Raw genomic sequence first — 24069 nt, 5'->3', positions numbered from 1 at the left:
GCGCCGGGGACGGGGCCGGCGCTGAACTCTGGGACGTAGGTCGCAAAAAGAAACCCGAATCCCCCCGACGGCCCGCCACCGTCAGCGTTATAGTCGCTTGCCCTGCGTGACGCTGATTTCGAGTTGCGCAAGGCGGGGGCTTCGCCGGATCGGGCAGCGCCATTACGACGCGAATCGGTAAGGGACAGGGGAACAAATAATGTGGGAAGCAAAATGGGCCGCAATGGCTCTGGTGGCGGCTGGTCTGTGCCTGGCGCACTCCACCGCCAATGCGAAGACCGAGGTCGAGCCCAACAACAGCTGCACCAGCCCCCAGTCGATCGGGCAGTTTCCATCGTCGCCGGTCAAGGGCACGATCGTCGAAGGCGACTCGGACTACTTTCGCCTGAAGGCAACGGCAGGCACCTACCTGACCCTGGAGGCACAGGGAGCCGAGTCAGGAAAGGGAACCATCCAGGTGCCGGTGATCGGGGCCTACGATAGCGCCTGTGTTCTGATCGGCGGCGTTAAATACAACTCGCGGGAGACGCTCATTGTTCCAGCCGATGGACTGCTGATCATCCAGGTCGGCGATACGTATTACAGCAGCCTCGGAAATCCGATCTATCTGGGCAGCTACGTTCTGAACATCAGCACGCCCACCTCGCTGATTTTCGGCAGCGTCGTCGATCCGCAAACCGGCGCTGCACCGCTCAACACCTATCCGTGGTTGTACCACTGCGCCAGTCCGGACTACCTGCTTTGTGTCAACTATTCTCTTAGCGGCTTTCTGGATGCCTCGGGGCGCTATGCGTTCGATACTTCGACTTTGGAATCGGGACGGTACCAAGTCTGGATTCCTGGCGGATCTAACGTTGCCACGCAGTACTCCAATCCGATCGACCTTGCCGGCGGAGAGTCCATTCAACTGGACTTCCAGACCAAGCCCACGCCGATCGAGATCACGCCGGTCAGCACATGTCCTTCCGGACTACCGGTCGGCAGTGACTGCGAGATTTCTTACAAGATCAGGAACACGACGGCCGAGGTTCAGGAAGTCGAGCTGCGCGCGAACGTAAGCAGCGTCACTGACGCATCGGTCTTTACTTCACGCTACGACGTCGGAAAGAACGGGGTGCTTTCTCCGATCAACAAAACCTTGCAGCCAGGTCAGACCCTGAAAATCAGCCAGACCATACCGATCGCGGGCGATCTGCCTACCGGATCGACTGGATTCATTACGGTCTACATCTATCGCAAAGGCATGCCGCAAACCGCGATCGGCGGGGCCAGTCTGGGCGGCTATGTCATCAGTGCGCAGAGCACCGTTACGACGACGCTTTCGCCCGCCGACCAGGCGAAGCAGCCGGCGCCCAATCTGCTCGGCCGGCCGTCGCTGCAACCCCAGCCGCAACGTCCGTCACTCCAACCCTAGCAGGCGGCCCAGACATGCACCGAGTTTCGAACGGGAAAATCCTGATGACGAAAACACAATGGCGGGCCGTCGCGGCCACTCTGGCCTGCCTATGCAGCCCCTTGGCATGGGCGAGCGATGAAGTCGAGCCCAATGACAGCTGCCAGAGTGCCCAATCGATCGGGAGCGTTCCGGCCAAGTCGGTGAGCGGCACCATCGACAGCGGCGATGTCGACTATTTCAAGTTGAAGGCGACACCGGGCAGTTTCCTCACCATCGACCTGAAAGGCAGCCCTTCGGGTGCCGGGACGATTGCCGATACGGTATTGAGTGCATTCACCAGTTCCTGCATCAAAATAACTCAAAGTTCAGCCAGTTCGGGCGAGGCGCGCCTGCTGGTCGAGATTCCCGAGGACGGCAAGCTTCGGCTGGCGGCGGCGGGACAATCCGGCAGCACCGGCACGTACACGATGACAGTCACCGCACCCGTCGGCATCTACGGCAGGGTGACGCAGAAAAACAGCAGCGACCAACCCGCTATCGGACCCGTGTCGTTCAGCGTTTGCCAAGATCCGCAGTATGAACTCTGCGTGTATTACTACGTGCCGAACGCGCCCATTCAGGTCGACTACAACACCGTCAGTTTCTTGGTCGATACGTCGAATCTGGCGACAGGCCGCTACCAGCTTGCCATCAGCGGCTATCCCAAATCCGGGAATGCACTCGCCGTCTGGCGCTCACCGCCCCTGGATCTTGTGAAAGGCCAAAGCCAACAGCTCAGCCCCGAGTTGGAGCCGATGCCCGCAGAGATCAGCGCACTCAGCGTATGCCCATCACCGATTGCGACAGGCAGTGCATGCGAGTTCCAGTATCAGGTGCTGAACACAACAACCGAAGTACTGGATGTCGAACTGCGAGCCAGCATCGAGGTCACAAGCGGTGGGCCGGTCTCACAGTCGGCGTTCGATCTCGGAAGCAAGGGCGGGCCCACGCCGATCGCAAAGACCATCGCTGCTGGTCAGACCGCGACAGTCAAGCAGTCAATCAATGTCCCGAGCGATGTGCCGCCAGGTGCTACCGGCCTGGTGTCAATCTACGCATACCGTCAGGGCCAGCCCCAACGCGCGATCGGCTCCCTCCCTATCTTGTACTACACCGTGGGGACCTCCGGCTCCGCGACAATAAGTGCACCGGATAATCAGTGAGGCGCGGCAGTCGATAACGTCGAGGCCGTCGATGAACGCCAGCGGATCTGCTCACTACTCAGTCACCGACGATGGCGGCTCTCAATGCACCAGCGGCGGAGGCGGCGCATCGGCCGGCGGCTTTTTCGCGAACCAGATCAGCGGTGCGATCAGGAACGCGAGCAGCGCAAAATAGTGATAGTCGTCGATGTAGGCGAGCACCATTGCCTGTTTTTGCACCATGCCAGCGATCATCGCGTGGGCGGTGTCGATATCGAATCGTCTGCCTAGTGTGGCAATGGTCTGCTGGTAGGCCGGGTCGAGCAGGCTGACGCGATCAACCAGTTGGGCCTGGTGCATCTGCACGCCGCGCGACAGCCAGGACACCGCCAGCGAGATGCCGACGCCGGAGCCGAGGTTGCGCATCAGGTTGAGCAGCGCCGACGCATTGCCACCCTCGGACGGTGGCAGGCCGACATACGCGAGCATGTTGATCGGCACCATCAGGAAGGCAATGCCGGCCACCTGCGCCATGCGCATCAGCACCAACTGGTGCTGGGCGAGACCCAGGCTGGTGAAATGCGCCGTCACCAGCAGCCCGGCGCCGAACACCACGAAGCCGACGCTGATGAGGGCGCGGGGCTCCACCTTCGTGGCCACGCGCGCGGCCAAGGGCATCATGCAAAACATCAGCAGCGCACCGGGCGACATCACGATGCCCGCGTCCAGCGCCGAATAACCGAGCACGCTCTGGGTGAACTGCGGCATCAGCACGATGATGCCGAACATCGCCATACCCATGAAGAAGATCAGCAGGTTGGAAGTCGCGAAGTTGCGGTTCTTCAGCAGACGCAGATTCACGATCGGGTGCGGATGCCGCAGCTCCCAGACAATCAGCGCGAGCAGCGCACTCACGCTGACGAACAGGCAGCCGCGGATGAAACCGGAATCCAGCCAGTCTTCCTGCTGCCCCTTGTCGAGCATGATCTGCAGCGTGCCCATGCCGATCACGATCAGCGCAAAGCCCAGGTAATCCACGGTGAAGGTTTCGGTGCGGCGGAGGCGCTGCGCTTCCAGCTGCGCCGGCGAGTCATGCACCAGCCGGAATGCCGCGATCGCCAGCAACACACCAACCGGCGCGTTGAGCAGGAAGATCCAGTGCCAGCTGAAAGTGTCGGTGATCAAGCCGCCCAGCGGCGGGCCGATCGCGGGCCCGCAGATCACGGCCATGGCGTAAATCGCCATCGCCGTGCCGCGTTTGCTCTGCGGAAACGCGTCGGACAGGATCGCCTGTGATACCGGCTGCAAGGCGCCGCCGGCCAGGCCCTGCAAGACTCGCGCAACGATCAGCACCGGCAGCGACGGCGCCAGGCCGCATAGCACCGAGGCCAGCGTGAACAGGATGATCGAGGCGATGTAATAGCGGCGCCGGCCGATCACGTTGGAGAGCCAGCCGGTCATTGGCAGGATGATCGCGTTGGCCACCAGGTACGAGGTCAGCACCCAGGTCGCTTCCTCCTGGCTGGCCGCCAGCGAGCCCGCGATATGCGACAGCGAAACGTTCGCGATCGAGGTGTCGAGCACCTCCATGAACGCGCCGAAGCCGACCACCGCAGCCAGCCAGTACGGCGTGGCGGTGGGAGCTGCGGCCAAGGGTGCCGTCGATGTCACCGCGCGGCCACCGCTGGCGCGCCGCGCGAAGTCGACACGTCGACACGCGTGACCGCCGACATGCCGGGCACCAGGTGCAGCGCTGCGTCCGGCAGCGGATCGAACACCAGTTTCACCGGCACGCGCTGCACCACTTTAACGAAATTTCCGCTCGCGTTCTCCGGCGGCAACAGGCTGAAGGCCGAGCCGGTGCCGGCCTGCACGCTGTCGACGCGCGCATGGAAATCATGCGCCGGATACGCATCGATCTTCACCTTTACGTCTTGTCCGGCGCGCATGTGCTGCAACTGCGTTTCCTTGAAGTTGGCGACGATCCAGGGCGCGTTGCCGACCAGCGCGAGTACCGGAGCGCCAGCCTGCACCTGTGAACCCAGTTGCAGGTTCTTGTGCGTGACCAGGCCGTCTGCCGGCGCTACTACCCGTGTGTACGACAGCTGCAGCCGCGCCTGGTCCAGCGCCGCCTGGGCTTGTGCGACAGCGGCCTGTGCGCTGGCGACCATGGCCTGCTTGGCGGCGGTCTGCTGCGGCGTGGTCTGCGCGCCATCGAGCAAGGCGACGGCCTGCTCGGCCTGCGCCTGCAGCGCGCGGGCGGTGGACGTTGCCTGATCCAGCGTTTGCTTCGAGATTTCGTCTTTCTTGTACAGGGATTCGTAGCGCGCGACGTCGGCCTTGGCTCGCTCGGCCTGCGCCTGCGCGGCGCGCAGCCCAGCCCGCGCTTGGGCGACACCGGCCGGTGCGCTGGTGCGCGTGATCGTCAGATCGGCTTCGGCCGACTGCGCCTGTGCCCGGGCCACGGCCAGATTCGCCTCGGCCTGGCGCACATGCGTTTCATAGTCCGCCGGGTCGATCTCGAACAGCGCGGCGCCGGCCTTGACCGACTGGTTGTCGGCCACATGCACCGCGATCACGGTGCCGGGCACCCGCGATGCGATCATCGTGATGTCGGCCTGGATGTAGGCGTCGTCGGTGGATTCGATGTTGCGCGAGCGCCACCACATCAGAGCCGCGATCAGCACGAGCACCGCGAGGCCGGCTACCAGCCAGAGTCTTGAGCGCTTCGAATTCGCCGCCGGTTCTTCGTTCATCGTTTCACTCATTCCATCGTGTCCGTGTTCCCTCCCCCGCTTGCGGGGGAGGGCTAGGATGGGGGCGAGACGTCGCGGAATTGCTCCCTCGTCGCGCCCCCATCCCAACCTTCCCCCGCAAGCGGGGGAAGGAGTCGTTGATTGAAGTTCGTTCTACAAATCGAACTGCCGCGCCCTGCCCTGCGCCGCCGCCAGATTCACCCGCGCCTGCTGCTCGGCCGCAGCCGCCGCCACGTACTGCGTGCGCGATCGCGCCAAGCTCGCCTGCGCACTGACCACGTCGACGTTGTTGGCGACGCCGTTGGTAAAGCGGTCGCGCGCCAGATCGAGTTCGCGCTGCGCCAGATCGCGCGCCGACACCGCGGCGCGCAGCTGTTCGACGCTGTTCGCCAGCGTCACCAGCGCCAGGCGCACGTCCTGCTCGATCTGCTGCTGCAGGTCTTCCATCTGCAGGCGCTGCTGCTCGATCCGGTTAGCCGCGGCCGCGTCTTCGGCGCGCAGCGATCCGCCGCTGTAGATCGGCAGATCGATCACCGCGCCGTAGCGATAGGTATCCTCCTGATTCTCGCCCGGCGTGTTCGCCGACAGGCCGTAGTCCGCGACCAGCGACAGCGTCGGCAGACGGCGGCGATGCGCGGCTTTCAGTTGCGCGTCGGCCTGGCGCATCGCCGCCTCGCTGGCGCGCAGCTCGCTGCGCGATGCACGGGCCGTGTTGAGCGCCTGTTCCACGGTCACGCCGAGTTCGGGGACCAGGCCAGGTGTCGCACCGGGCTCGCCGTCGAGGCGGCCAGCGAGCAAGGGCGCGCCTTCCATCGGCAGCACCGCAAGACGTTGCAACTGCAGGCGCGCCTGCGCGATCCGCGTCTGCGCCTCCGACACCGCGTAGCGATCCTGGGCCAGTGCGGTCTCGGCGCGGGCAACGTCGACGCCCGAGGCGATACCGGCGGTCTTCTGATCGCGCGCCAGCGTCAGCAGATCGTCGGCCAGCGCCATGTCGGACTGCGCGCTGGCCAGCACCTGCTCGCCGGCCAGCACCTGGATATAGGACAGCGCGACATTGCTGGCGATCTGCTCGCCGTTGACGTCGGCCTGGGCCTGCGCGGCATCGATCGCATAGCCGGCGCCGGCAATCTCGCTGCTACGCGCCAGGTCCAGCACTTTCTGCGACAGCTTCAGCCGCGCATCGAAGACGTTGTAGGGGCCGACCAGGGTCGGCAAGCCGGGAAAGTTGAAACCCGAGGCCGCCATATTGATGGTCTGGCGAGTCTGGGAGACCTCGGCCCCGATCTGCGGCAGCAACGCGGCACGCATCGAATCGCGCTGAATGCGGGCAAGCTCGACGTTGTCGTCCGCCAGTTGCTGGCGCGGCGCCTGCACCAGCGCGCGCTGGATCAGGGACTGCAGGCTCAGCGGCGCGGCCGACAGCGGCTCGGTCCCGGCCCAGGCGGCGCTGCACGCGACCACTATCACGGCGGCCAAGGACGCCGGCAATCGGATCGAACTATTCATGTCGATTGACTATTAGTCTGTTTACGATCGAGCGCACGCTCGACCAGGCGCAGCAGCATTTCCTGCAGCAGCGCGCGTTCACCGGGCGACAGGGGCGCCAGAAACTGCTCTTCCTCGGCCAGGATCGGCACCAGCATCCGGGCATGAGCGGCCTGGCCGGCATCGGTCAACTCAAGAACATAGGCGCGGCGGTCGTCGGGATGGCGGTTGCGCTGCAGCAGCCCGCCGCGCTCGAGATCGTCGACCAGCTTCATGATCGTTGTGCGATCAATGCCCAGGGTGTCGCAGAGATCGGTCTGGCGCAGACCGCTTTGGCGCCCGAGCCCGCCCAGCACGGCGAAATGCCGGACGCTGTAGCCGCTGGCGCTGAGCCGCGCGTCCATCTGCTCGGACAGCAGCTGCCTGGCCTTGGCGACCAGAAACCCGAGATGCCCTCGGTATTCCGGCGGAACCGGGGAGCGGACAGCGGGCGAAGCCTCGTTGGCAGGGGGAGCGGACATGAACGGCAGAGCGGCGAGTTATTAATCAGTTTAGCTGATTATAAGTAAGCTCAGTTGAAGTTCACAAAGCGGCTGCCGCGCGCAAATGAAGACTCGAGCTGCGTTGTAAACTCGTCGCCCTTCATCATCCGGCGCCGACATGCCCCATCCCGCTCCGCGCAAGCTACTCGTCACCCACGCTCTGCCCTATGCCAACGGCCCGCTGCATCTGGGCCACATGGTCGGCTACGTGCAGACCGACGTCTGGGTCCGGTTCCAGCGCATGCGCGGCTTTGAGGTGCATTTCGTCGCCGGCGAAGACGCACACGGCACGCCGATCATGCTGGCGGCGGAAAAGGCCGGCGTCGCGCCCGAGGCTTTCGTCGCCGGCATCAAGGCCGATCACGAGCGCGATTTCCGCGACTTCGGCGTCGAACACGACCAGTACCACAGCACGCATACGCCGGAAAACCAGCGCTACTGCGAGCTGATCTGGCAGCGGCTCAACAACAAGGGTGTGATCGCGGCGCGCACCATCCAGCAGCTCTACGACCCGGTAAAGGACATGTTCCTGCCGGACCGCTACATCAAGGGCGAATGCCCGCGCTGCGGCACGCCGGACCAGTACGGCGACAACTGCGAAAACTGCGGCGCCGCGTATTCACCCACCGATCTGAAGAACCCGCGCTCGGTGGTTTCGGGTGCAACGCCGGTGATGCGCGACTCGGAGCATTACTTCTTCGAACTCGGCAGATTCCAGGTGTTTCTGGAAGCCTGGCTGCATGCCGACGTCGCGCAACCCTCGGTCGTCGCCAAGCTCAAGGAATGGTTCGCCGCCGGCCTCAAGGACTGGGACGTATCGCGCGACGCGCCCTACTTCGGATTTCCGATTCCGGGCGCGCCAGGCAAGTTCTTCTACGTCTGGCTCGACGCGCCGATCGGCTACATGGCCAGCTTCGCTGCGCTGTGCGAGCGCGACGGCCTGACGTTCGGCGACTGGTGGGACGCCGGTGCCGAGACGACAACCGAATTGCATCACTTCATCGGCAAGGACATCGTCAACTTTCATGGCCTGTTCTGGCCGGCGATGCTGCAGGGCGCAGGTTTTCGCACGCCGACCAAGCTGCACGTCAACGGTTATCTGACCGTCAACGGCGCCAAGATGAGCAAAAGCCGCGGCACCTTCATCAAGGCGCGCAGCTACCTGCAGCATCTGGACGCCGAATATCTGCGCTACTACTTCGCCGCCAAGCTCGGCAGCGGCGTCGACGACCTCGATCTGGATCTCGCGGACTTCAAGGCGCGCATCGACAGCGACATCGTCGGCAAGTACGTCAACATCGCCAGCCGCTGCGCCGGATTCATCCACAACAAGTTCGGCGGCAAGCTCGCCGACGATCTGCACGACGAGACACTATTCCGCGACTTCGCCGACGAATCCGAGAACCTGCAGCAGCTGTTCGACGCCGGCGACTATTCCGCCGCGATTCGCGAAATCATGCTGATGGCCGACGACGCCAACGCCGAGATCCAGAAGCTCGCGCCCTGGGCGATGGCCAGAGACCCGGAGCGCGCGACCGAGCTGCATCGCGTCGCCACCAGCTTCCTGAACGCGTTCCGCCAGCTGACGATTTATCTGAAGCCGGTGCTGCCGAAGCTGGCGGCCAAAGCCGAGAAGTTCCTGAACGTCGCGCCGCTGGTCTGGGCCGACGCGCAGAGGCCCGTGCTCGATCACGCGATCAACGTCTACGAGCCGCTGGCGCAGCGCATCGAGCAGAAAGCGATCGACGCGATGCTGGCGGAGGAGGCGCCGGTGGCCGCTAGCATTCCCTCCCCTGCGCCAGCGGGGGAGGCGTTTGGCCTATCGCGGAGTGACATGGGTCACTCCGCGACCAAGCCAAACGCGGGTGGGGGCGCGAAGGTAAAGAGCAGCGCTATCAGCGCGCCCCCATCCCAGCCTTCCCCCGCGGGCGGGGGAAGGAGCAGTGAGGTCATCAGCATCGACGACTTCAGCAAGATCGAGCTGCGCGTCGCGCGCATCGAATCCGCCGATCATGTCGAAGGCGCCGACAAGCTGCTGCGCCTGGTGCTGGACCTCGGCGAGCTTGGCAAACGCCAGGTATTCGCCGGCATCAAGTCCGCCTACGCGCCCGAAAAGCTGGTCGGCCGGCTCACCGTCTGCGTCGCCAACCTGGCACCGCGCAAGATGAAGTTCGGCATGTCGGAAGGCATGGTGCTCGCCGCAAGTACCGAGGGCGGCGCGCCGTTCCTGCTGATGCCCGACGACGGCGCGCAGCCGGGCATGCACATCAAGTGACATGAGCGACGCCGCCGCGATCGACGCGCTGCTGCCGCAGACGCAGTGCACGCGCTGCGGTTATCCGGCCTGCCGGCCGTATGCGGACGCGATCGCCGACGGTTCGGCCGCGCTGAATCGCTGCCCGCCCGGTGGTGATGCGACCATCACCGCGCTTGCGCTGCTGCTCAAGCGCGACAAGCTGCCGCTGGACCCGGACTGCGGAACCGAGTTGCCGGTCGCAACCGTCGCCCGCGTGGTCGAGGCCGACTGCATCGGCTGCACCAAGTGCATCCAGGCCTGCCCGGTCGACGCGATCGTCGGCGCCGCCAACCTGATGCACGTCGTCATCACCGCCGAATGCACCGGCTGCGAACTATGCCTGCCGCCCTGCCCGGTCGATTGCATCGTCATGGTCGAGGCGCCAACCCTGGCCTTGCCGCGATTGCGTGCCAACGAGCACCGCCAGCGCTACGTCGCGCGTGAAGCGCGCCTGCAGCGCTGGGACGCCGAGGAACGCGAACGCCGGCGCAGACACATCGCGATGGACCCGGTCGCCGCCGCGCTGGACCGCGTTCAATCCCGCTCGCCCTAGTGGTAGACCACCCTGCTATCACTGACAGCGTGTAGGTTGGGGTGAGCGCAGCGAACCCCAACGTGTGCCCGCGCCGATGCGTGGGGTTCGCTGCGCTCACCCCAACCTACTCGACTAGACGCTAGACCGCCCTGCTATCATTGATAGCACACAGCAGCAGCTCCGGAGATGAGCCCATGGCCAACCTCGTTGTACGCAACCTGGAGGACGATCTGGTCCAGGCGCTCAAGCAGCGCGCGGCCCGGCATCAGCGCAGCGCCGAAGCCGAGCACCGCGACATCCTCCGGCGAGCTTTGCTGCGCCCCAAACGCAAAAATTTCGCCGAAACGCTCTCCTCCATTCCGAATGTCGGCGAGGATCGCGACTTCGAACGTGTCGGCGCCGACGGGGCGCCACCGGTAATGGTCTGATGTACCTGATCGACACCGATGTCATCAGCGAGCTGCGCAAGAAAGACAAAGCGGACACCGGAGTCCGAAGCTTCTTCGACAAAATATACCTCGATCAGTCGCCGGTTTTCCTGTCGGTAGTCACCGTCGGCGAACTCAGGCGCGGCGTCGAGCTGATACGGCATCGCGGCGACTCGCAACAGGCGCGCAAGCTCGAAAGCTGGCTGCAGAAACTGCTCACTGAACACGTCGAGCACATTCTGCCGCTGGACGCCGACAGCGCGCAGGTCTGGGGCCGGCTGCGCGTCCCGCATCCGGAAAACGCATTGGACAAGCAGATCGCGGCCACCGCGCTGACGCACGGCCTGAGCGTCGTCACCCGCAATCAGCGCCACTATCATGGCACTGGCGTCAGCATCGTCAATCCTTTTGCATCCGAAGCCGTGCGTTAAGAACTCGACAATCGAAGGATAAACTCGTGGCGGAAATCAGGGCCGACGATGCAAATGCGTTTATCGCCAAATGGCGAGGCGTCACCGCGTCCGAACTGTCCACCTCGCAAAGCTTTCTGTCCGACTTGTGCCGTTGTTGCAGGTGGCGCACGGCACAACGGCGCCGGTTGGAGCCGGCTTGAAGGCCACGACAGCCGCACCGGCTTCCGTAGGTTGGGGTGAGCTTGCGAACCCCAACGTTGTAGCTCCCTTCGATGGCGAAACGTTGGGGTTCGCTGCGCTCACCCCAACCTACAACTGGCACGTGCACAATCGCGCTCGCCCTGATTGAAGCAACAGCGATATGCTGGAGGCATCGCTGCCTCAAGGAATGCACATGCGCACCCTGATCGTTGGCTTCTGTGGTTTCGACCTGCTGCTGTCGGCATCGGTGTCGCCGGCCCAGGACTCGATGGACAAGATCCGCCGCGAGATGCAGCAAGCCTCGATGCGCTCCGTGCACACCCCAAGCGTATCGAGCCAGCTGGCCAGCCTCTTTGTGAAAGCTGCCGTCGGAACAACGCACGCCTATTCTCCTTCGGATGTCGATGCGATCCCCGACAGGCTCGGCGATCCGCTGTTCTTCACCAGGGGTGCCTGGCTCCAAGAACCGGATCGATGAATCCACAGAAACGCCTGACCATCTACGCACGCCTGCGCGCCGGCAATCCCGCTCCGACCACCGAGCTGCACTACAGCACGCCGTTCGAACTGCTGGTCGCGGTGGTGCTGTCGGCGCAGGCCACCGACGTCGGCGTCAACAAGGCCACGGCCAAGTTGTATCGCGTCGCCAATACGCCGCAGGCGATCGTCGACCTCGGCCTGGCCGGTGTGAAGGAATACATCAAGACCATCGGCCTGTTCAACGGCAAGGCGAAGAACGTGATTGCGCTCAGCGAAATCCTGCTGCGCGAACACGGCGGCGAAGTGCCGCGTGATCGCGATGCGCTGGAAGCGCTGCCCGGTGTCGGCCGCAAAACCGCCAATGTAGTTTTGAACACCGCATTCGGCGAGCACACCATCGCCGTCGACACACATATCTTCCGCGTCGCCAACCGCACCGGGCTGGCGCCGGGCAAGACCGTGCGCATCGTCGAGGACAAGCTGGTCAAGTTCACCCCTAGCGAGTTCGCGCGCGACGCGCATCACTGGCTGATCCTGCACGGCCGCTACGTCTGCAAGGCGCGCAAACCGGAATGCCCGCGCTGCGTAATCGTCGATCTGTGCGAGTTCAGGCAAAAGACGCTGCCGACGGCGCCGATCAAGGCGTAGGTTGGGGTGAGCTTGCGAACCCCAACAGATGCGAGGACCGATGTTGGGGTTCGCAAGCTCACCCCAACCTACCCGTTCAGCCGATAATCGCGCACGACTTTTCATTCCCGGGAACCCCATGGACACGAGCACCGAAGAACTCGCGCTGTTCCGCGACAACGTGATCCGCTTTCTGAGCGACGAGGTCGAGCCGCATTACCCGCAGTGGGAACGCGTCGGCATCTTCCCCAAAGAGCTGTACCTGAAGCTGGGTGAAGCGGGGCTGCTATGCGTCGACCAGCCCGAGGAATACGGCGGCGCCGGCGCGCCGTTCGCGTTCTCGATGGTGGTGATCGAGGAAGTCTCGCGCATGGGCTTCCTGGCGCTGGCCTCGAACCTGACCGTGCACTCCGACATCGCCGCTCCCTATATCCTGCATCTGGGCAGCGAACAGCAGAAACGGAAGTACCTGCCGAAGATGGCCAGCGGTGCCTGCATCGGCGCGATCGGCATGACCGAGCCCGGCGCCGGTTCCGACCTGCAGGGCATCAAGACCAGTGCGCTCGCCGACGGAGATGGCTATGTCATCAACGGCTCCAAGACCTTCATCACCAATGGCCAGCATGCCGGTGTCGTCGTGCTGGCGGCCAAAACCGATCCGAAAGCAGGAGGCCGCGGCACCACGCTGTTCACGGTCGACACTTCCCTGCCCGGCTTCACGCGCGGCCGCAACCTGGACAAGATCGGCATGCACGCGGCCGATACCAGCGAGCTGTTCTTCGACAATGTGCGCGTCGCGGCGGCCGACGTGCTCGGCCGCGTCGGCGGCGGCTTCGGCCATCTGATCGACGAGCTGCCGCGCGAGCGCCTGACGCTGGCGGTGTCGGCGGTCTGGCATGCGCAGGGCGCACTGGAAAAGACCATCGAATACACGAGCACGCGCAAGGCTTTCGGCGTGGCGATCGCAAGCTTCCAGAACACCCGCTTCGAGCTGGCGAAGATGAAGACCGACATCGAAGTGCATCGCGCCTTCGTCGAGAAATGCACGGCGCAGTACGCCGAGCACAAGCTCGACGTACCGACCGCGGCGATGGCCAAGCTTGCGACCACCGAAATGGAGGGCCGCGTCACCGACGGCTGCCTGCAGTTGTTCGGCGGCTACGGCTATATGGCCGAATATCCGATCAGCCGCTACTGGGCCGACGCGCGCATCCAGCGCATCTACGGCGGCACCAGCGAGATCATGAAGGAAGTCATCGCCAGATCTCTGGTCGGGCGGTAGGTCGGCAATCCCTTGCCGACGTGTACCGTCGATATGCGATCACCAGCCACGTCGGCAAAGGATTGCCGACCTACGACCAGAATCAGCCGTGATAGTCGTTGTCGTGCTTGTCCTTGTGAATCTGGTTGCTCTGATGTTTGTCGCGCTGCTGCTGGTTCTGCTGCTCGCTGGCGCTGACATGGCCATTGGCAGCCGCCGTGCTCTGCGCGCGATCGTCATGCGCCTGGCCGCGCTCCAGCCGGCCGGTCTCGCGATTGCTCAGTGAGCCGTTCTGCATGCCATTGGCGATGCGCTGCTGCTCGCTTGCGTCCTGTTGCACGTCGGCCTGCATGCGCTTCGAAGACTTCGAATCCGGGTTGCCGGTGACGCTGTTGTGCTTGGCATTGTTGATGTTGCGGCTGAGCTTGTTCTGCTCGGCGTTGATTTCGGATTGCTCGTGCGCAGAAACCGATCCGTTGTGATCGGCCTTCTGCTCCATCTGGTCGACGTGCGCTTCCTCGTGCTGCAACTGCCCGGCCTCGCGCGTATTGAGCTGGCCCGACTGCAGGCCATTGTCGATGCGCTGCTCCTGGTTGGCGTCGCGTTGCACGTCGGCGGCGGTACTGCTTTGCGCGTATGCGGGCGCCGCGATCAGCGCCGACAGAGCCAGTACGCAAGCGGTTTTATTGAAGTCCATTTCCATCTCCTGCGGGGTTGTGCGTTTTTCGACCTCGCAGGGAAAAAGCGGGTTCCCTGCCGAGGGCTTACATGAACTTTATTTAAGCTCGAAATATTCAGCAGGCACTCATCGTGAGGCGAGTGTTGCGAAGCCCGCCGGCTTTCAGCTCAGTCCGTAGACGCACCCACGCAAGGCTGCCGCCCGACACTGCGAAGCGGCAGGTCGCCGAGCCGGTACCGGCTCTCGATCGCGTAGTGCCAGAAGCCGTCGGCGGGACAGGTGTCCGGCGCGACGGTGAGCGCAATCTGCAGGTCCGTGCCGTCGACACGGCGCGTGACATAGGTGTGTAGATCCTCGCTATGGAACGCGGTCAGGATGATCGGCGACGGGGTCAGCGCCGTCGATGCGGGGATAGCGTTCATGTCGAAGCGCTGCACCAGGCCGTACGGTCCCTGCCCTTCCTCGGTGAACTCACCCGTGAGCACGAAGGCCGGCCCGATCTGCGGCCGGATGTAGAAGATCTGCGTGGGATTGCCGTTTTTCGGCAGGCCGACAAAGCCCTGCACTTCCGACTCGATGGTGAGCGCCTGGCTGCCCAGCGCCGCCAGCGCCTTACCGCGCAGGAACAGCGAATTCGCCGGACAGACCTCAGGACCCTGTTGCGCCAGCAGCACCGGATCGCACTGCGGAAACAACGCGCCGTTCCAGCGCCCGCCGGTGGGCCAGTAGATCACCAGCTCGCGCTGCGGACGCGGCAAGCCCAGTGCGTTCGAGTAGCTGAACTGGAAGTCGAAGGCGATGGCCGCCTTGGCCACCGGCGGCTCCGCCTGGATATCAACCTGCTGGATGTTGCCCCATCGATCGCGGACCGGCTCACCGGCCCGCGCATTGCCGGCGCACAGAAACACAGCGAGGACGAGCGAAGGCCGCAGCGGTGCAGCGCCGGACTTCTTCATAACCGCCACCATTAAGTTCCCTTAGAAAACTTATGCTGCCATCGTGCGTTCCCTAAAGCAACCGAGGCGCTGGACTAGCGCTAGACTAGCGGTCATGCGTACCGACCTTTCCGGCGTCCATTGCTCGATCGCCCGCAGCATGCAGGTGCTGCACGACGCCTGGGGCGCCCTGATCCTGCGCGACGTGTTCGTCGGCCTGACCCGCTTCGACCAGCTGCAGCAGGACCTGGGTCTGTCGCGGAAAGTGCTGGCCGCGCGCCTGGATTCGTTCGTCGTCGAAGGCATTCTCGAAAAGCGCGCCTATGCGGAACATCCGCCACGCTACGACTACGTGCCGACCGCGAAAGGTGCCGAGCTGTTCGGCGTGATCGCGGCGCTGATGGCCTGGGGTGATCGCTGGAAGGCGGACAAGGCCGGCCCGCCGGCGCGCATCCGTCACGACTGCGGCGCACTGGCGACGGCGCGCGTCACCTGCGACCAATGTGGTGAACCCTTGCTGCTCGAAACCGTGGCAACGGAGGCCGGCCCCGGCGGACGCCTGGGCCCTGGCACGCGCATGCTGGGAAAACTGCTGAGCCAGCGCAGCAAGCAGGCTCGAAAGACCACGCCGATGTAGCTTCAGACGCGCTCTATGATTCGCGCAGCGCCAGCAGCGCGAAGCTCGCCAGCCAGTGCTCACCCATGTAGTCGCCGGCGACTTCGGACAACGCCGCGTCAAGATGGGCACGCACCGCTGTGCTCGCACGGGACTTCAGCGGATCGTCCGCGGCGAGGGCGCCGGTGATCGAACGCCAGCACCAGGCGCGGCTCAGGTTGAGCCCGTCCAGATGCGCGATCTTGCCGTCGCTGCGATCGCTGACCGTCGCCGGCTCGAACAGGCTCGCCGGCTCGCCCAGCGCCGCGCGCGGCAGAAAGCGCGCGAACCATTGGCGAAATTCACTCCGCGGCAGCAGGCGCCGCTGGCATTCGGCTTCGATCAGCGCCGGCGACAGGAAATCATCGCCGGATGGCTCCCAGGCCTGGCATGCGGCATCGGCGGAATACCAGCGCGCCGCCGTGCTCTTCAGCAGCGCGAGCAATCGCGAGTCGGACGACTGCTGCGCATATTCCTGCGCCAGTGCCAGTGCGAAAGCGGTGTTGGTATGCACGCCGGCGCGCACCGGATACGTTGCCTTCGGCAGGAAATTATGGAAGCGCTGAGTGAAAACATCGGCCAGCGCCTGCAAGGCAGCCGCCCAGCGCCGGCCTGGCTCGGTATCGTGCCGCCGCAGTTCCGCCTGCAGCATCAACAGCCAGGCCCAGCCATAAGGGCGCTCGAAGCCGCGGCTCGAAGGACGCGCCAGATACGCGCATTCGGCAGCGACGATATCGGTAGTGAAGCGCGCATCGAAACGCCTGCGGATTTCATCTGCGGCCGCGATTCCCGGGTACAGGCGCAACAGCGTCGCCAGCAGCCAGTAGCCATGCACGCAGGAATGCCAGTCGAAGCTGCCGTGAAACAGCGGGTGCAGGCTGCGCGGCGGCAGGGCATCGCCGTCGCCATCAAGCACGTGATCGAGCTTGTGCGGATATTCGCGGTCGACGTGCCCGAGCGCGATCGTGGCGAAGCGCTGCGCCAGCGCAGCGTCGAGCCGATGGATTCCTGATTCAACGCCAGACGAGGACATACATGGCCACCGTATTGAATGCGAGCAGCAGCAACGCCGTCGGCAACTGCGCCTTGATCACCGCGTTGCGATCGGGCAGTTCCAGCAGCGCCGCCGGCACCAGGTTGAAATTGGCGGCCATCGGCGTCATCAGGGTTCCGCAAAAGCCCGACAGCATGCCGATCGCCGCCATGATCGCCGGATCGCCGCCGAAGCGCTGCACGATCAATGGCAGACCGATGCCGGCCGTCATCACCGGGAACGCGGCAAAGGCATTGCCCATCACCAGCGTGAATGCGGCCATGCCCAGCGTATAGGCCACGACGGCAGCAAGGCGACTGTCGGCCGGCATCGCGCGGGAGGCGAGATCGCCGACCACCTGGCCGACGCCCGCCATCGCGAACACCGCGCCGAGTGCCGCGAGCATTTGCGGAAGCACCGCCGCCCAGCCGACCGAGTCGATCAGCCGGCGGCCTTCCTGCAGCGGCGACGCCCAAGGCTGCCGCAGCAGGGGCAGCGCGATCGACAGCGACACGATGACCGCCAGCGCCAGCGACACCAGCGTCGCCTGCGCCGGATCGACGATCGGATGCCCGGCCGCGGCGAGCTTCTTGAACAAGATCGTGCCGAGCACGGTGACCAGCGGCAGCATCAGCGCCGGCACGAACAGGCGATCACCCCATCGCCGCGCCGAACTCAGGCGTTGCGCGTCCGACGTATTCGCGGACGTGGGTGGCTTGAGTCCGCCGAGGCTGGCCAGCAGGACCAGTGCAAGCACCAGCAGGCCATTGCCGAAATCACCGAGCGCATCGCCGGCCAGAAAACTCAGCGCCAGCAGCGCCCAGAACGCGGAGTTCTTCCAGCGCCGCTGCCCTGCCCCGAGTACGCCGAGCACCGCGTAGGCGGCGAACATCAGGCCTGCCAGATCGTAGACCTCGTGCAGCCCGATCACCGGGCCGCATCCTCGTCTGCAGCGGGTTTTACCCCACCCAGATCCCTGGCCAGGCGACGCTCGAACAGCGCCAGCCGGAGCCCGTGAATCAGCAGCGCGGCGAGCGCGGTCGGGATCGCCCACAGTGACAGCTGCAGCGGTTCGACCCGAATGCCGTTCTGTTCCAGGAAGCCCTTCATCAGCAGGATCGAACCGATCGCGATGAAGATATCCTCGCCAAAGAAATTGGCGATGTTGTCGGCCGCCGCCGCATGCGCGCGAATGCGTTCGTGCCAGAACCGGGGCAGCACGCCGAAACGCGATTCCGCCGCCGCCAGCGCCATCGGCGCGACCAGCGGCCGCACCATCTGCGGATGTCCGCCGAGCGAGGTCAGGCCCATCGCGGCCGTTGCCTGGCGCAGCACGAAGTAGATGCCGAGTAGCCGCCCGGTGGTCAGCAATTTCAGCTTCGACACCAAGGTACCGGCCCGCTCACGCAGCCCGGCGCGCTCGAGCACGCCGATCACCGGCAGCACCAGCCACACGATGCTGACATAGCGGCTCTCGTTGAACGCCTTGCCGAACGCGGAGATCACCGCGACGACGTCGAGCCCGGCCGCGAGCCCGGTGACCAGCGCCGCAGCTGCGATCACCGGCAGCGGATTCAGGCGCAGCGCGAAACCGGCGACGATCACCGCGATACCGAGCAGCTTGAGCATGTGCACTCCCGATCTGAATGCAGCGGTATAGCAAGACTCGCACCTGAGACGCATAGGGCGTCGTAGCGTCGTAGGTTGGGGTGAGCTTGCGAACCCCAACATTTGTTCCGCGCCGATGTTGGGGTTCGCAAACTCACCCCAACCTACCCGTAGCCACCACCGCCCGGCGTCTCGATCACGAATACATCGCCGACATGCATCGCCACCACAGCGGTCGAATCCAGGACTTCAATGCGGCCATCGGCTCGCTCAACGGAGTTTCGACCCACCGCACCGGCACCACCGCCGGCCAGCCCGGACGGCGCAACCCGTCGGCGATTCGACAGAATCCCCGCCGTCATCGCTTGCAGAAACCGCAGCCTGCGTACCACGCCATCGCCGCCGCGGAAGGCGCCATCGCCGCCCGATCCAGCGCGGATGGCGAACTGCTCCAGCAGCACCGGGAACCGCGTCTCCAGCACTTCCGGATCGGTCAGCCGGCTATTGGTCATGTGCGTCTGCACCGCGTGCGCGCCATCGAAGCCGGGCCCGGCGCCCGAGCCGCCGCAGATCGTTTCGTAGTACTGCCGGGCCTCGTCGCCGAACGTGAAATTGTTCATCGTGCCCTGGGCGCCGGCCATCGCGCCGAGCGCGGCGAACAGCACGTCGGTCACCGCCTGGCTGGTCTCGACGTTGCCGGCGACCACCGCGGCCGGGTAGCGCGGATTGAGCATGCTGCCCTCGGGCACGATCAGCTCGATCGGCACCAGGCAGCCGTCGTTCAAGGGAATGTCCTCGTCGATCATGCAGCGCAGCACGTACAGCACCGCGGCGCGGCAGATCGACAGCGGCGTGTTGAAATTGCTGGCCCGCTGCGCGCTGGTTCCGCCGAAATCGATACGCGCACAGCGGCGCTCGCGATCCACCTTGATCGCGACGCGGATGATCGCGCCATCGTCCATTTCGATCGCGGCCTCGCCATCGGCCACCCGCGCCAGCAGGCGGCGCACACAGACTTCCGCATGCGCCTGCACGTGGCCGAGATAGGCCTCCACGACTTCACGGTCGCTCTCGGCCACCAGCAGACGCAATTCCTCGGCACCGCGCGCACAGGCCGCGACCTGGGCGCGCAGGTCGGCGAGGTTCTGATCCGGATTGCGCGCCGGCCAGGCGCCGCTCGCCAGCAGCGCGCGCACTTCGGCTTCGCGCATGCGGCCTCGATCGATCAGCAGAAAGTCGTCGATCAGCACGCCCTCCTCAATGACACTGCGGCTATGCGGCGGCATCGAGCCGGGCGTGATGCCGCCGATGTCGGCGTGATGACCGCGCGCGGCGACATAAGCCAGCAGGCTGCTGCCGTCGGCATCGAACACCGGCATCACGACGGTGATGTCGGGCAGATGCGTGCCGCCGTTGTACGGCGCGTTGAGCATGTAAACCTGGCCGGCGGTGAACGGCGTGGCGGTTTGCTCGCGGCGCGCGATCACCGCGCGCACGCTGTCGCCCATCGAACCCAGATGCACCGGAATATGCGGCGCATTGGCCACCAGACGGGCGCCGCGATCGAACAGCGCACAGGAGAAATCCAGACGCTCCTTGATGTTCACCGAGTGCGCGGTGTTCTGCAGCGCGTAGCCCATCTGCTCGGCGATTGCCATGAAGCGATTGTTGAACAGCTCCAGATACACCGGATCGGCGTCGATACGGCCCGGTACCGAGCTTTCGGTGGCGGCAGTGAATTCCAGGATCAGATTGCGCCAGCGGTCCAGCCGCGCGCGCCAGCCGGGTTCCACGACCACGGTGCCGGTCGATTCGCGGATGATCACCGGGCCGTCGATGCGCCAGCCATCGGGCAGACGATCGCGATCGTAGACCGCGACGCGCCGCGGGCTGCCGCGCAGAATCGCGTCGACCTGCGCCAGCGGCTCGGCGGACGGCGATGCGACTTCGACCGTCCGTGCTCGGCCGCTGCGCGGCGCGCCGATCGCCTCGACCGACATCATCTCGACGAGCACCGGCTTGTCGGGTACATCGAAGCCGAAGCGGCGACGGTGCAGCAGCTCGAAAGCCGCGCGCATCGCGGCTGGCTGATCCAGCGCCACGGCTAGCGCGCTGTCGGTGCCGGCGTACTTGAGCTGCACGCGGCGCTGCAGGCTCAGCGTATCCAGCGGACTGCCCGCCGCCTGCTCCAGCAGTTCGGCACGCGCCTGCTGCGACAGTTCGGCGGCGAGTTCAAGCAAAGTATCGGCAGCGGTATCCAGCGGCTGCTCGACACTGCGTTCGCGCACCACGCGCAGATCCGCCAGGCCCATGCCATAGGCCGACAGCACGCCAGCGTAGGGATGGATCATCACCTGGCGCATGGATAGGGACTCCGCGACCAGGCAGGCATGCTGGCCGCCGGCGCCGCCGAAGCAGGCCAGGGTGTAGCGCGCCAGATCGTGACCGCGCTGCGTGGAAATCTGCCGGATCGCATGCGCCATGCTGTCAACCGCGATGCGCAGAAAACCTTCGGCCAGCGCGGCCGGCGACATCGCTTCGCCAGTCGCCGCCGCGACTTCGGCCGCGAGCGCATCGAAGCGCGCGACGACCGCATCGCGATCCAATCCCTGATCAGCACCGGTGCCGAATACCGCGGGAAAAAACCCGGCCTGCAGCTTGCCCAGCAGCAGATTGCAGTCGGTGATGGTCAGCGGGCCACCGCGCCGGTAACAGGCCGGCCCCGGCACCGCGCCGGCCGATTCCGGACCGACACGCAGACGCGCGCCGTCGAAACGGCAGATCGATCCTCCGCCGGCGGCGATCGTGTGGATCGCCATCATCGGCGCGCGCAACCGCACGCCGGCGACCGTGGTCTCCCAGGCGCGTTCGTAGCCACCGTTTTCCTGGCCGGCATAGTGCGAGACGTCGGTCGAAGTCCCGCCCATGTCGAAGCCGATCACGCGCTCGAAGCCCGCCTCGGACGCGGTGCGCGCCATGCCGACGATGCCGCCGGCCGGGCCGGACAGCACCGCATCCTTGCCGCGATACCGGCGCGCCTCGGCCAGGCCGCCGTTGGATTGCATCAGCAGCAGGCGTGCGCCGCCGAGTTCGGGCTCCAGGCGGTCCAGGTAGCGCCGCAGTACCGGCGTCAGATAGGCATCGGCCACCGTGGTGTCGCCGCGGCCGATCAGCTTGATCAGCGGGCTGACTTCGTGGCTGACCGAGATCTGCGTGTAGCCGATAGCGCGCGCAATCTCCGCCAGCTTTTTCTCGTGTGCCTGGTGCTGCCAGCCGTGCATCAGCACGATCGCGATCGAGCGCAGACCCGCCTGATAAGCAGCAGTCAGATCGCGCCGCGCGGCTGCTTCGTCGAGTGGCTGCAGCACTTCGCCGTCGATCGCGACGCGCTCGTCGATCTCGATGACTCGCGAATACAGCGGCGGCGGCAGTTTGATATGCCGATCGAACAGGCGTGGACGGCTTTGATAGCCGATACGCAGCGCATCGGCGTGGCCCTGGGTGATGGCCAGTACCGTGGGTTCGCCGCGACGCTCCAGCAGTGCGTTGGTCGCGACCGTGGTGCCCATCTTGACCGCAGCGATACGTGGATACGCGTCGCCGTTGCGCGCCAGCAGCCAGGCGATGCCGGCCGCGGCGGCGTCGCGATAGTGCTCGGGATTGTCGGACAGCAGCTTGTGCGTCAGCAGCAGGCCATCAGGCCGACGCGCGACGATGTCGGTGAAGGTGCCGCCGCGATCGATCCAGAATTCCCAGTCGTGAGCGGGCATTTGATCAGTCGACATCGGCGGACACGGTGGGAATCAGCCGACACTTTAGCCACGACCCGCCCTACCAGCCAGATTTTGTGGCGGGTGGTGACCCGCCGCTTCTCAGCGCCGTTTCGAACCGCCGCTACTTCCCACCGTCTGCTGCTGCGAGCGGCGCACGTCCGGCGTCGCGGCCTGTTGCTGCTGTCGGTTGGCTTCCCTCTGACGCGCGGCCAGATAGAACGCCTCGGCTTCTTCGCGGGATTTGAAAACGTAGTTCGAGTAGTCGGTAGCGACCTGGTTGCCGATCAGATTTTTCATTGTTCCTCTCCTTAGACGAAGGCCGGCTTTGGAGCCAGCCTGTTTTGGACGGCATTACACCGCCAGAGTTCAGCGCCTCATCCGCTTGGCGGACGCGGCGGCGGCGACGGCGGCTGACAATCGGATTTTCCACCCAAGACGACGATCGCCCATGGATGCCTCCTCCGCCGCAGATGACTCCGACCTGAGCACCTGGCGCGACACCGTGCTGCGCTTCCTCAACGACGAGGTCGAGCCGCATTACGCGCAATGGGAACGCGACGGCATCGTGCCGAAATCGCTGTATCTGAAAGCCGCCGAAACCGGCCTGCTGTGCGTGGATCTGCCCGAGGAATACGGCGGCAGCGGCGCGCCTTTTGAATACTCCTGCGCCGTCGCCGAAGAAGGCTCGCGGCTCGGCTACATGTCGCTGGTGTCCAACTTCATGATGCATTCGGACATCGTCGCACCCTACATCCTGCACTTGGGCACCGAGGCGCAGAAACAGAAATACCTGCTGCGCATGGCACGCGGCGAATGCTTCGGCGCGCTGGCGATGACCGAGCCTGGCACCGGCTCGGATCTGCAGGCGATCAAGACCTACGCCGTCGCCGATGGCAACGGCGGCTACCGGCTCAATGGCTCCAAGACCTTCATCACCAACGGCCAGCACGCCGGCGTGATCATCGTCGCCGCGAAGACCGATCCCAAGGCGGGCGGCAAGGGCATGACCCTGTTCCTGCTCGACGGCGAGAAGCCCGGCTTCAAGCGCGGCCGCAACCTTTCGAAGATCGGCATGCATGCGGCCGATACCTCCGAGCTGTTCTTCGACGATGTGCAGCTGGATGCCGACGCCGTGCTCGGCCGCGTCGGCGGTGGCTTCGGCCACCTGATCGACGAGCTGCCGCGCGAGCGCCTGATGCTGGCGGTGTCGGCAGTCGCGCATGCGGAGGGCGCGCTCGAACGCACCATCGAGTACGTAACCCAGCGCAAGGCCTTCGGCGCCACCGTCGCGAGCTTCCAGAACACGCGCTTCGAGCTGGCCAAGATCAAGACCGATATCGAGGTGCACCGCGCGTTCTACGAAAAATGTCGGCGGCTGTATGCGATCGGCCAGTTCGACGTGCCGACCGCGGCGATGATCAAGCTCGCCACCAGCGAGATGGAGAACCGCGTCGTCGATGCCTGCCTGCAGCTGTTCGGCGGCTACGGCTACATGGCCGAATACCCGATCTCGCGCTACTGGCTAGATGCACGCATCCAGCGCATCTACGGCGGCACCAACGAGATCATGAAAGAAGTGATCGCAAGGTCGCTGGTAGGGCGCTAACTCGTAGGTTGGGGTGAGCCTGCGAACCCCAACATTTGTTCCGCGCCGATGTTGGGGTTCGCTGCGCTCACCCCAACGGACATGGCGACTCGCGCCACCCCTGATGATGAAAGAGACTCGTGGCGTGTTCGGAGAATAACGGTACATTGTTTTCGCCGATTACATGGGAAAACAAA

The 24069-nt window shown here is 65.0% G+C and carries 22 protein-coding genes; 11 read left to right on the top strand and 11 right to left on the bottom strand.

Features of this window, described 5'->3' with window-relative positions; translation table 11 throughout:
- The first annotated feature begins 199 nt into the window (after window positions 1–199).
- Window positions 200–1414: a hypothetical protein gene (locus JWQ90_RS27825; RefSeq protein ID WP_299698349.1), complete on the top strand. Its 1215-nt coding sequence runs from the start codon at window positions 200–202 to the stop codon at window positions 1412–1414.
- Window positions 1415–1458: 44 nt separating this feature from the next.
- Entirely contained in the window at window positions 1459–2598 is a 1140-nt protein-coding gene (locus JWQ90_RS27820) for a hypothetical protein (protein WP_299698348.1), read from the top strand.
- An 81-nt stretch (window positions 2599–2679) separates the two neighbouring features.
- On the opposite strand, the gene JWQ90_RS27815 is transcribed toward JWQ90_RS27820, so the two are convergent.
- From JWQ90_RS27815 to JWQ90_RS27800, 4 genes are all read right to left on the bottom strand, one after another.
- Window positions 2680–4230, bottom strand: coding sequence for a DHA2 family efflux MFS transporter permease subunit (locus tag JWQ90_RS27815; RefSeq protein ID WP_299698347.1), 1551 nt, complete (start codon window positions 4228–4230; stop codon window positions 2680–2682).
- A gap of 14 nt (window positions 4231–4244) precedes the next feature.
- A complete protein-coding gene (locus JWQ90_RS27810) occupies window positions 4245–5333 on the bottom strand; it encodes an HlyD family secretion protein (RefSeq protein WP_299698346.1) in 1089 nt (362 codons plus the stop codon).
- Window positions 5334–5486: 153 nt separating this feature from the next.
- Window positions 5487–6842, bottom strand: a complete 1356-nt coding sequence (locus tag JWQ90_RS27805) for a TolC family protein (protein WP_299698345.1) — start codon at window positions 6840–6842, stop codon at window positions 5487–5489.
- Window positions 6839–7342, bottom strand: coding sequence for a MarR family transcriptional regulator (locus tag JWQ90_RS27800; RefSeq protein ID WP_299698344.1), 504 nt, complete (start codon window positions 7340–7342; stop codon window positions 6839–6841). Before JWQ90_RS27800 ends, JWQ90_RS27805 begins: the two co-directional genes overlap by 4 nt.
- Before the next feature lie 139 nt (window positions 7343–7481).
- Here JWQ90_RS27800 and metG point away from each other — a divergent pair, with 139 nt between their 5' ends.
- The 7 genes from metG to JWQ90_RS27765 all read left to right on the top strand — a co-directional run bounded on the left by metG (window position 7482) and on the right by JWQ90_RS27765 (window position 13625).
- The gene (metG, locus tag JWQ90_RS27795) at window positions 7482–9638 is read left to right on the top strand and encodes a methionine--tRNA ligase (protein WP_299698343.1); all 2157 of its coding nucleotides are present in this window, start codon (window positions 7482–7484) and stop codon (window positions 9636–9638) included.
- Window position 9639: 1 nt separating this feature from the next.
- Window positions 9640–10212, top strand: a complete 573-nt coding sequence (locus JWQ90_RS27790; protein WP_299698342.1) for an RnfABCDGE type electron transport complex subunit B — start codon at window positions 9640–9642, stop codon at window positions 10210–10212.
- A 176-nt stretch (window positions 10213–10388) separates the two neighbouring features.
- Complete coding sequence (locus tag JWQ90_RS27785) at window positions 10389–10622, top strand: hypothetical protein (protein ID WP_299698341.1); 234 nt, start codon at window positions 10389–10391, stop codon at window positions 10620–10622.
- On the top strand, window positions 10622–11053 hold the full coding sequence (locus tag JWQ90_RS27780) for a type II toxin-antitoxin system VapC family toxin (protein ID WP_299698340.1): 432 nt from the start codon (window positions 10622–10624) through the stop codon (window positions 11051–11053). The genes JWQ90_RS27785 and JWQ90_RS27780 overlap by 1 nt, the downstream gene beginning before the upstream one ends.
- A 376-nt stretch (window positions 11054–11429) precedes the next feature.
- A complete protein-coding gene (locus tag JWQ90_RS27775; protein WP_299698339.1) occupies window positions 11430–11714 on the top strand; it encodes a hypothetical protein in 285 nt (94 codons plus the stop codon).
- Window positions 11711–12364 carry an endonuclease III gene (gene nth / locus JWQ90_RS27770; protein WP_299698338.1) on the top strand — a complete coding sequence of 218 codons (654 nt, stop codon included), beginning with the start codon at window positions 11711–11713 and terminating at the stop codon, window positions 12362–12364. The genes JWQ90_RS27775 and nth overlap by 4 nt, the downstream gene beginning before the upstream one ends.
- Before the next feature lie 118 nt (window positions 12365–12482).
- Window positions 12483–13625, top strand: a complete 1143-nt coding sequence (locus tag JWQ90_RS27765) for an acyl-CoA dehydrogenase family protein (protein ID WP_299698337.1) — start codon at window positions 12483–12485, stop codon at window positions 13623–13625.
- Between the two features lie 82 nt (window positions 13626–13707).
- Here the strand turns inward: JWQ90_RS27765 and JWQ90_RS27760 are convergent, their stop codons facing one another.
- Together JWQ90_RS27760 and JWQ90_RS27755 are read right to left on the bottom strand one after the other, a co-directional pair.
- On the bottom strand, window positions 13708–14301 hold the full coding sequence (locus JWQ90_RS27760; RefSeq protein WP_299698336.1) for a hypothetical protein: 594 nt from the start codon (window positions 14299–14301) through the stop codon (window positions 13708–13710).
- 149 nt (window positions 14302–14450) lie between these two features.
- Window positions 14451–15239 (bottom strand): hypothetical protein, encoded by a 789-nt coding sequence (locus JWQ90_RS27755; RefSeq protein WP_299698335.1) that lies wholly within the window; start codon window positions 15237–15239, stop codon window positions 14451–14453.
- Between the two features lie 94 nt (window positions 15240–15333).
- On the opposite strand from JWQ90_RS27755, the gene JWQ90_RS27750 reads away from it, so the two are divergent.
- Window positions 15334–15855, top strand: a complete 522-nt coding sequence (locus JWQ90_RS27750) for a helix-turn-helix domain-containing protein (protein ID WP_299698334.1) — start codon at window positions 15334–15336, stop codon at window positions 15853–15855.
- 13 nt (window positions 15856–15868) lie between these two features.
- Here the strand turns inward: JWQ90_RS27750 and JWQ90_RS27745 are convergent, their stop codons facing one another.
- The 5 genes from JWQ90_RS27745 to JWQ90_RS27725 all read right to left on the bottom strand — a co-directional run bounded on the left by JWQ90_RS27745 (window position 15869) and on the right by JWQ90_RS27725 (window position 22584).
- A complete protein-coding gene (locus JWQ90_RS27745) occupies window positions 15869–16906 on the bottom strand; it encodes a DUF2891 domain-containing protein (RefSeq protein WP_299698333.1) in 1038 nt (345 codons plus the stop codon).
- A complete protein-coding gene (locus JWQ90_RS27740; RefSeq protein ID WP_299698332.1) occupies window positions 16887–17837 on the bottom strand; it encodes a DUF979 domain-containing protein in 951 nt (316 codons plus the stop codon). Before JWQ90_RS27740 ends, JWQ90_RS27745 begins: the two co-directional genes overlap by 20 nt.
- On the bottom strand, window positions 17834–18535 hold the full coding sequence (locus tag JWQ90_RS27735; RefSeq protein ID WP_299698331.1) for a DUF969 domain-containing protein: 702 nt from the start codon (window positions 18533–18535) through the stop codon (window positions 17834–17836). The genes JWQ90_RS27740 and JWQ90_RS27735 overlap by 4 nt, the downstream gene beginning before the upstream one ends.
- Before the next feature lie 143 nt (window positions 18536–18678).
- Window positions 18679–22299, bottom strand: coding sequence for a hydantoinase B/oxoprolinase family protein (locus JWQ90_RS27730; protein WP_299698330.1), 3621 nt, complete (start codon window positions 22297–22299; stop codon window positions 18679–18681).
- Between the two features lie 87 nt (window positions 22300–22386).
- A complete protein-coding gene (locus tag JWQ90_RS27725) occupies window positions 22387–22584 on the bottom strand; it encodes a hypothetical protein (RefSeq protein WP_299698329.1) in 198 nt (65 codons plus the stop codon).
- 151 nt (window positions 22585–22735) lie between these two features.
- On the opposite strand from JWQ90_RS27725, the gene JWQ90_RS27720 reads away from it, so the two are divergent.
- Window positions 22736–23893, top strand: a complete 1158-nt coding sequence (locus JWQ90_RS27720) for an acyl-CoA dehydrogenase family protein (protein WP_299698328.1) — start codon at window positions 22736–22738, stop codon at window positions 23891–23893.
- The last annotated feature ends 176 nt before the right edge of the window (window positions 23894–24069 follow it).

This window comes from Hydrocarboniphaga sp., from assembly GCF_028291725.1.
Taxonomy (GTDB): domain Bacteria; phylum Pseudomonadota; class Gammaproteobacteria; order Nevskiales; family Nevskiaceae; genus Hydrocarboniphaga.
This window is presented reverse-complemented; position numbering and strand designations above follow the sequence as displayed.

Bases quoted from the DNA above. Each gene is read 5' to 3' on its own strand.
- JWQ90_RS27825 (WP_299698349.1), top strand. From the start codon at position 200: ATGTGGGAAGCAAAATGGGCCGCAATGGCTCTGGTGGCGGCTGGTCTG.
- JWQ90_RS27820 (WP_299698348.1), top strand. From the start codon at position 1,459: ATGACGAAAACACAATGGCGGGCCGTCGCGGCCACTCTGGCCTGCCTA.
- JWQ90_RS27810 (WP_299698346.1), bottom strand. From the start codon at position 5,333: ATGAACGAAGAACCGGCGGCGAATTCGAAGCGCTCAAGACTCTGGCTG.
- JWQ90_RS27805 (WP_299698345.1), bottom strand. From the start codon at position 6,842: ATGAATAGTTCGATCCGATTGCCGGCGTCCTTGGCCGCCGTGATAGTG.
- JWQ90_RS27800 (WP_299698344.1), bottom strand. From the start codon at position 7,342: ATGTCCGCTCCCCCTGCCAACGAGGCTTCGCCCGCTGTCCGCTCCCCG.
- metG (WP_299698343.1), top strand. From the start codon at position 7,482: ATGCCCCATCCCGCTCCGCGCAAGCTACTCGTCACCCACGCTCTGCCC.
- JWQ90_RS27790 (WP_299698342.1), top strand. From the start codon at position 9,640: ATGAGCGACGCCGCCGCGATCGACGCGCTGCTGCCGCAGACGCAGTGC.
- JWQ90_RS27785 (WP_299698341.1), top strand. From the start codon at position 10,389: ATGGCCAACCTCGTTGTACGCAACCTGGAGGACGATCTGGTCCAGGCG.
- JWQ90_RS27780 (WP_299698340.1), top strand. From the start codon at position 10,622: ATGTACCTGATCGACACCGATGTCATCAGCGAGCTGCGCAAGAAAGAC.
- JWQ90_RS27775 (WP_299698339.1), top strand. From the start codon at position 11,430: ATGCGCACCCTGATCGTTGGCTTCTGTGGTTTCGACCTGCTGCTGTCG.
- nth (WP_299698338.1), top strand. From the start codon at position 11,711: ATGAATCCACAGAAACGCCTGACCATCTACGCACGCCTGCGCGCCGGC.
- JWQ90_RS27765 (WP_299698337.1), top strand. From the start codon at position 12,483: ATGGACACGAGCACCGAAGAACTCGCGCTGTTCCGCGACAACGTGATC.
- JWQ90_RS27760 (WP_299698336.1), bottom strand. From the start codon at position 14,301: ATGGACTTCAATAAAACCGCTTGCGTACTGGCTCTGTCGGCGCTGATC.
- JWQ90_RS27755 (WP_299698335.1), bottom strand. From the start codon at position 15,239: ATGAAGAAGTCCGGCGCTGCACCGCTGCGGCCTTCGCTCGTCCTCGCT.
- JWQ90_RS27750 (WP_299698334.1), top strand. From the start codon at position 15,334: ATGCGTACCGACCTTTCCGGCGTCCATTGCTCGATCGCCCGCAGCATG.
- JWQ90_RS27745 (WP_299698333.1), bottom strand. From the start codon at position 16,906: ATGTCCTCGTCTGGCGTTGAATCAGGAATCCATCGGCTCGACGCTGCG.
- JWQ90_RS27735 (WP_299698331.1), bottom strand. From the start codon at position 18,535: ATGCTCAAGCTGCTCGGTATCGCGGTGATCGTCGCCGGTTTCGCGCTG.
- JWQ90_RS27730 (WP_299698330.1), bottom strand. From the start codon at position 22,299: ATGTCGACTGATCAAATGCCCGCTCACGACTGGGAATTCTGGATCGAT.
- JWQ90_RS27725 (WP_299698329.1), bottom strand. From the start codon at position 22,584: ATGAAAAATCTGATCGGCAACCAGGTCGCTACCGACTACTCGAACTAC.
- JWQ90_RS27720 (WP_299698328.1), top strand. From the start codon at position 22,736: ATGGATGCCTCCTCCGCCGCAGATGACTCCGACCTGAGCACCTGGCGC.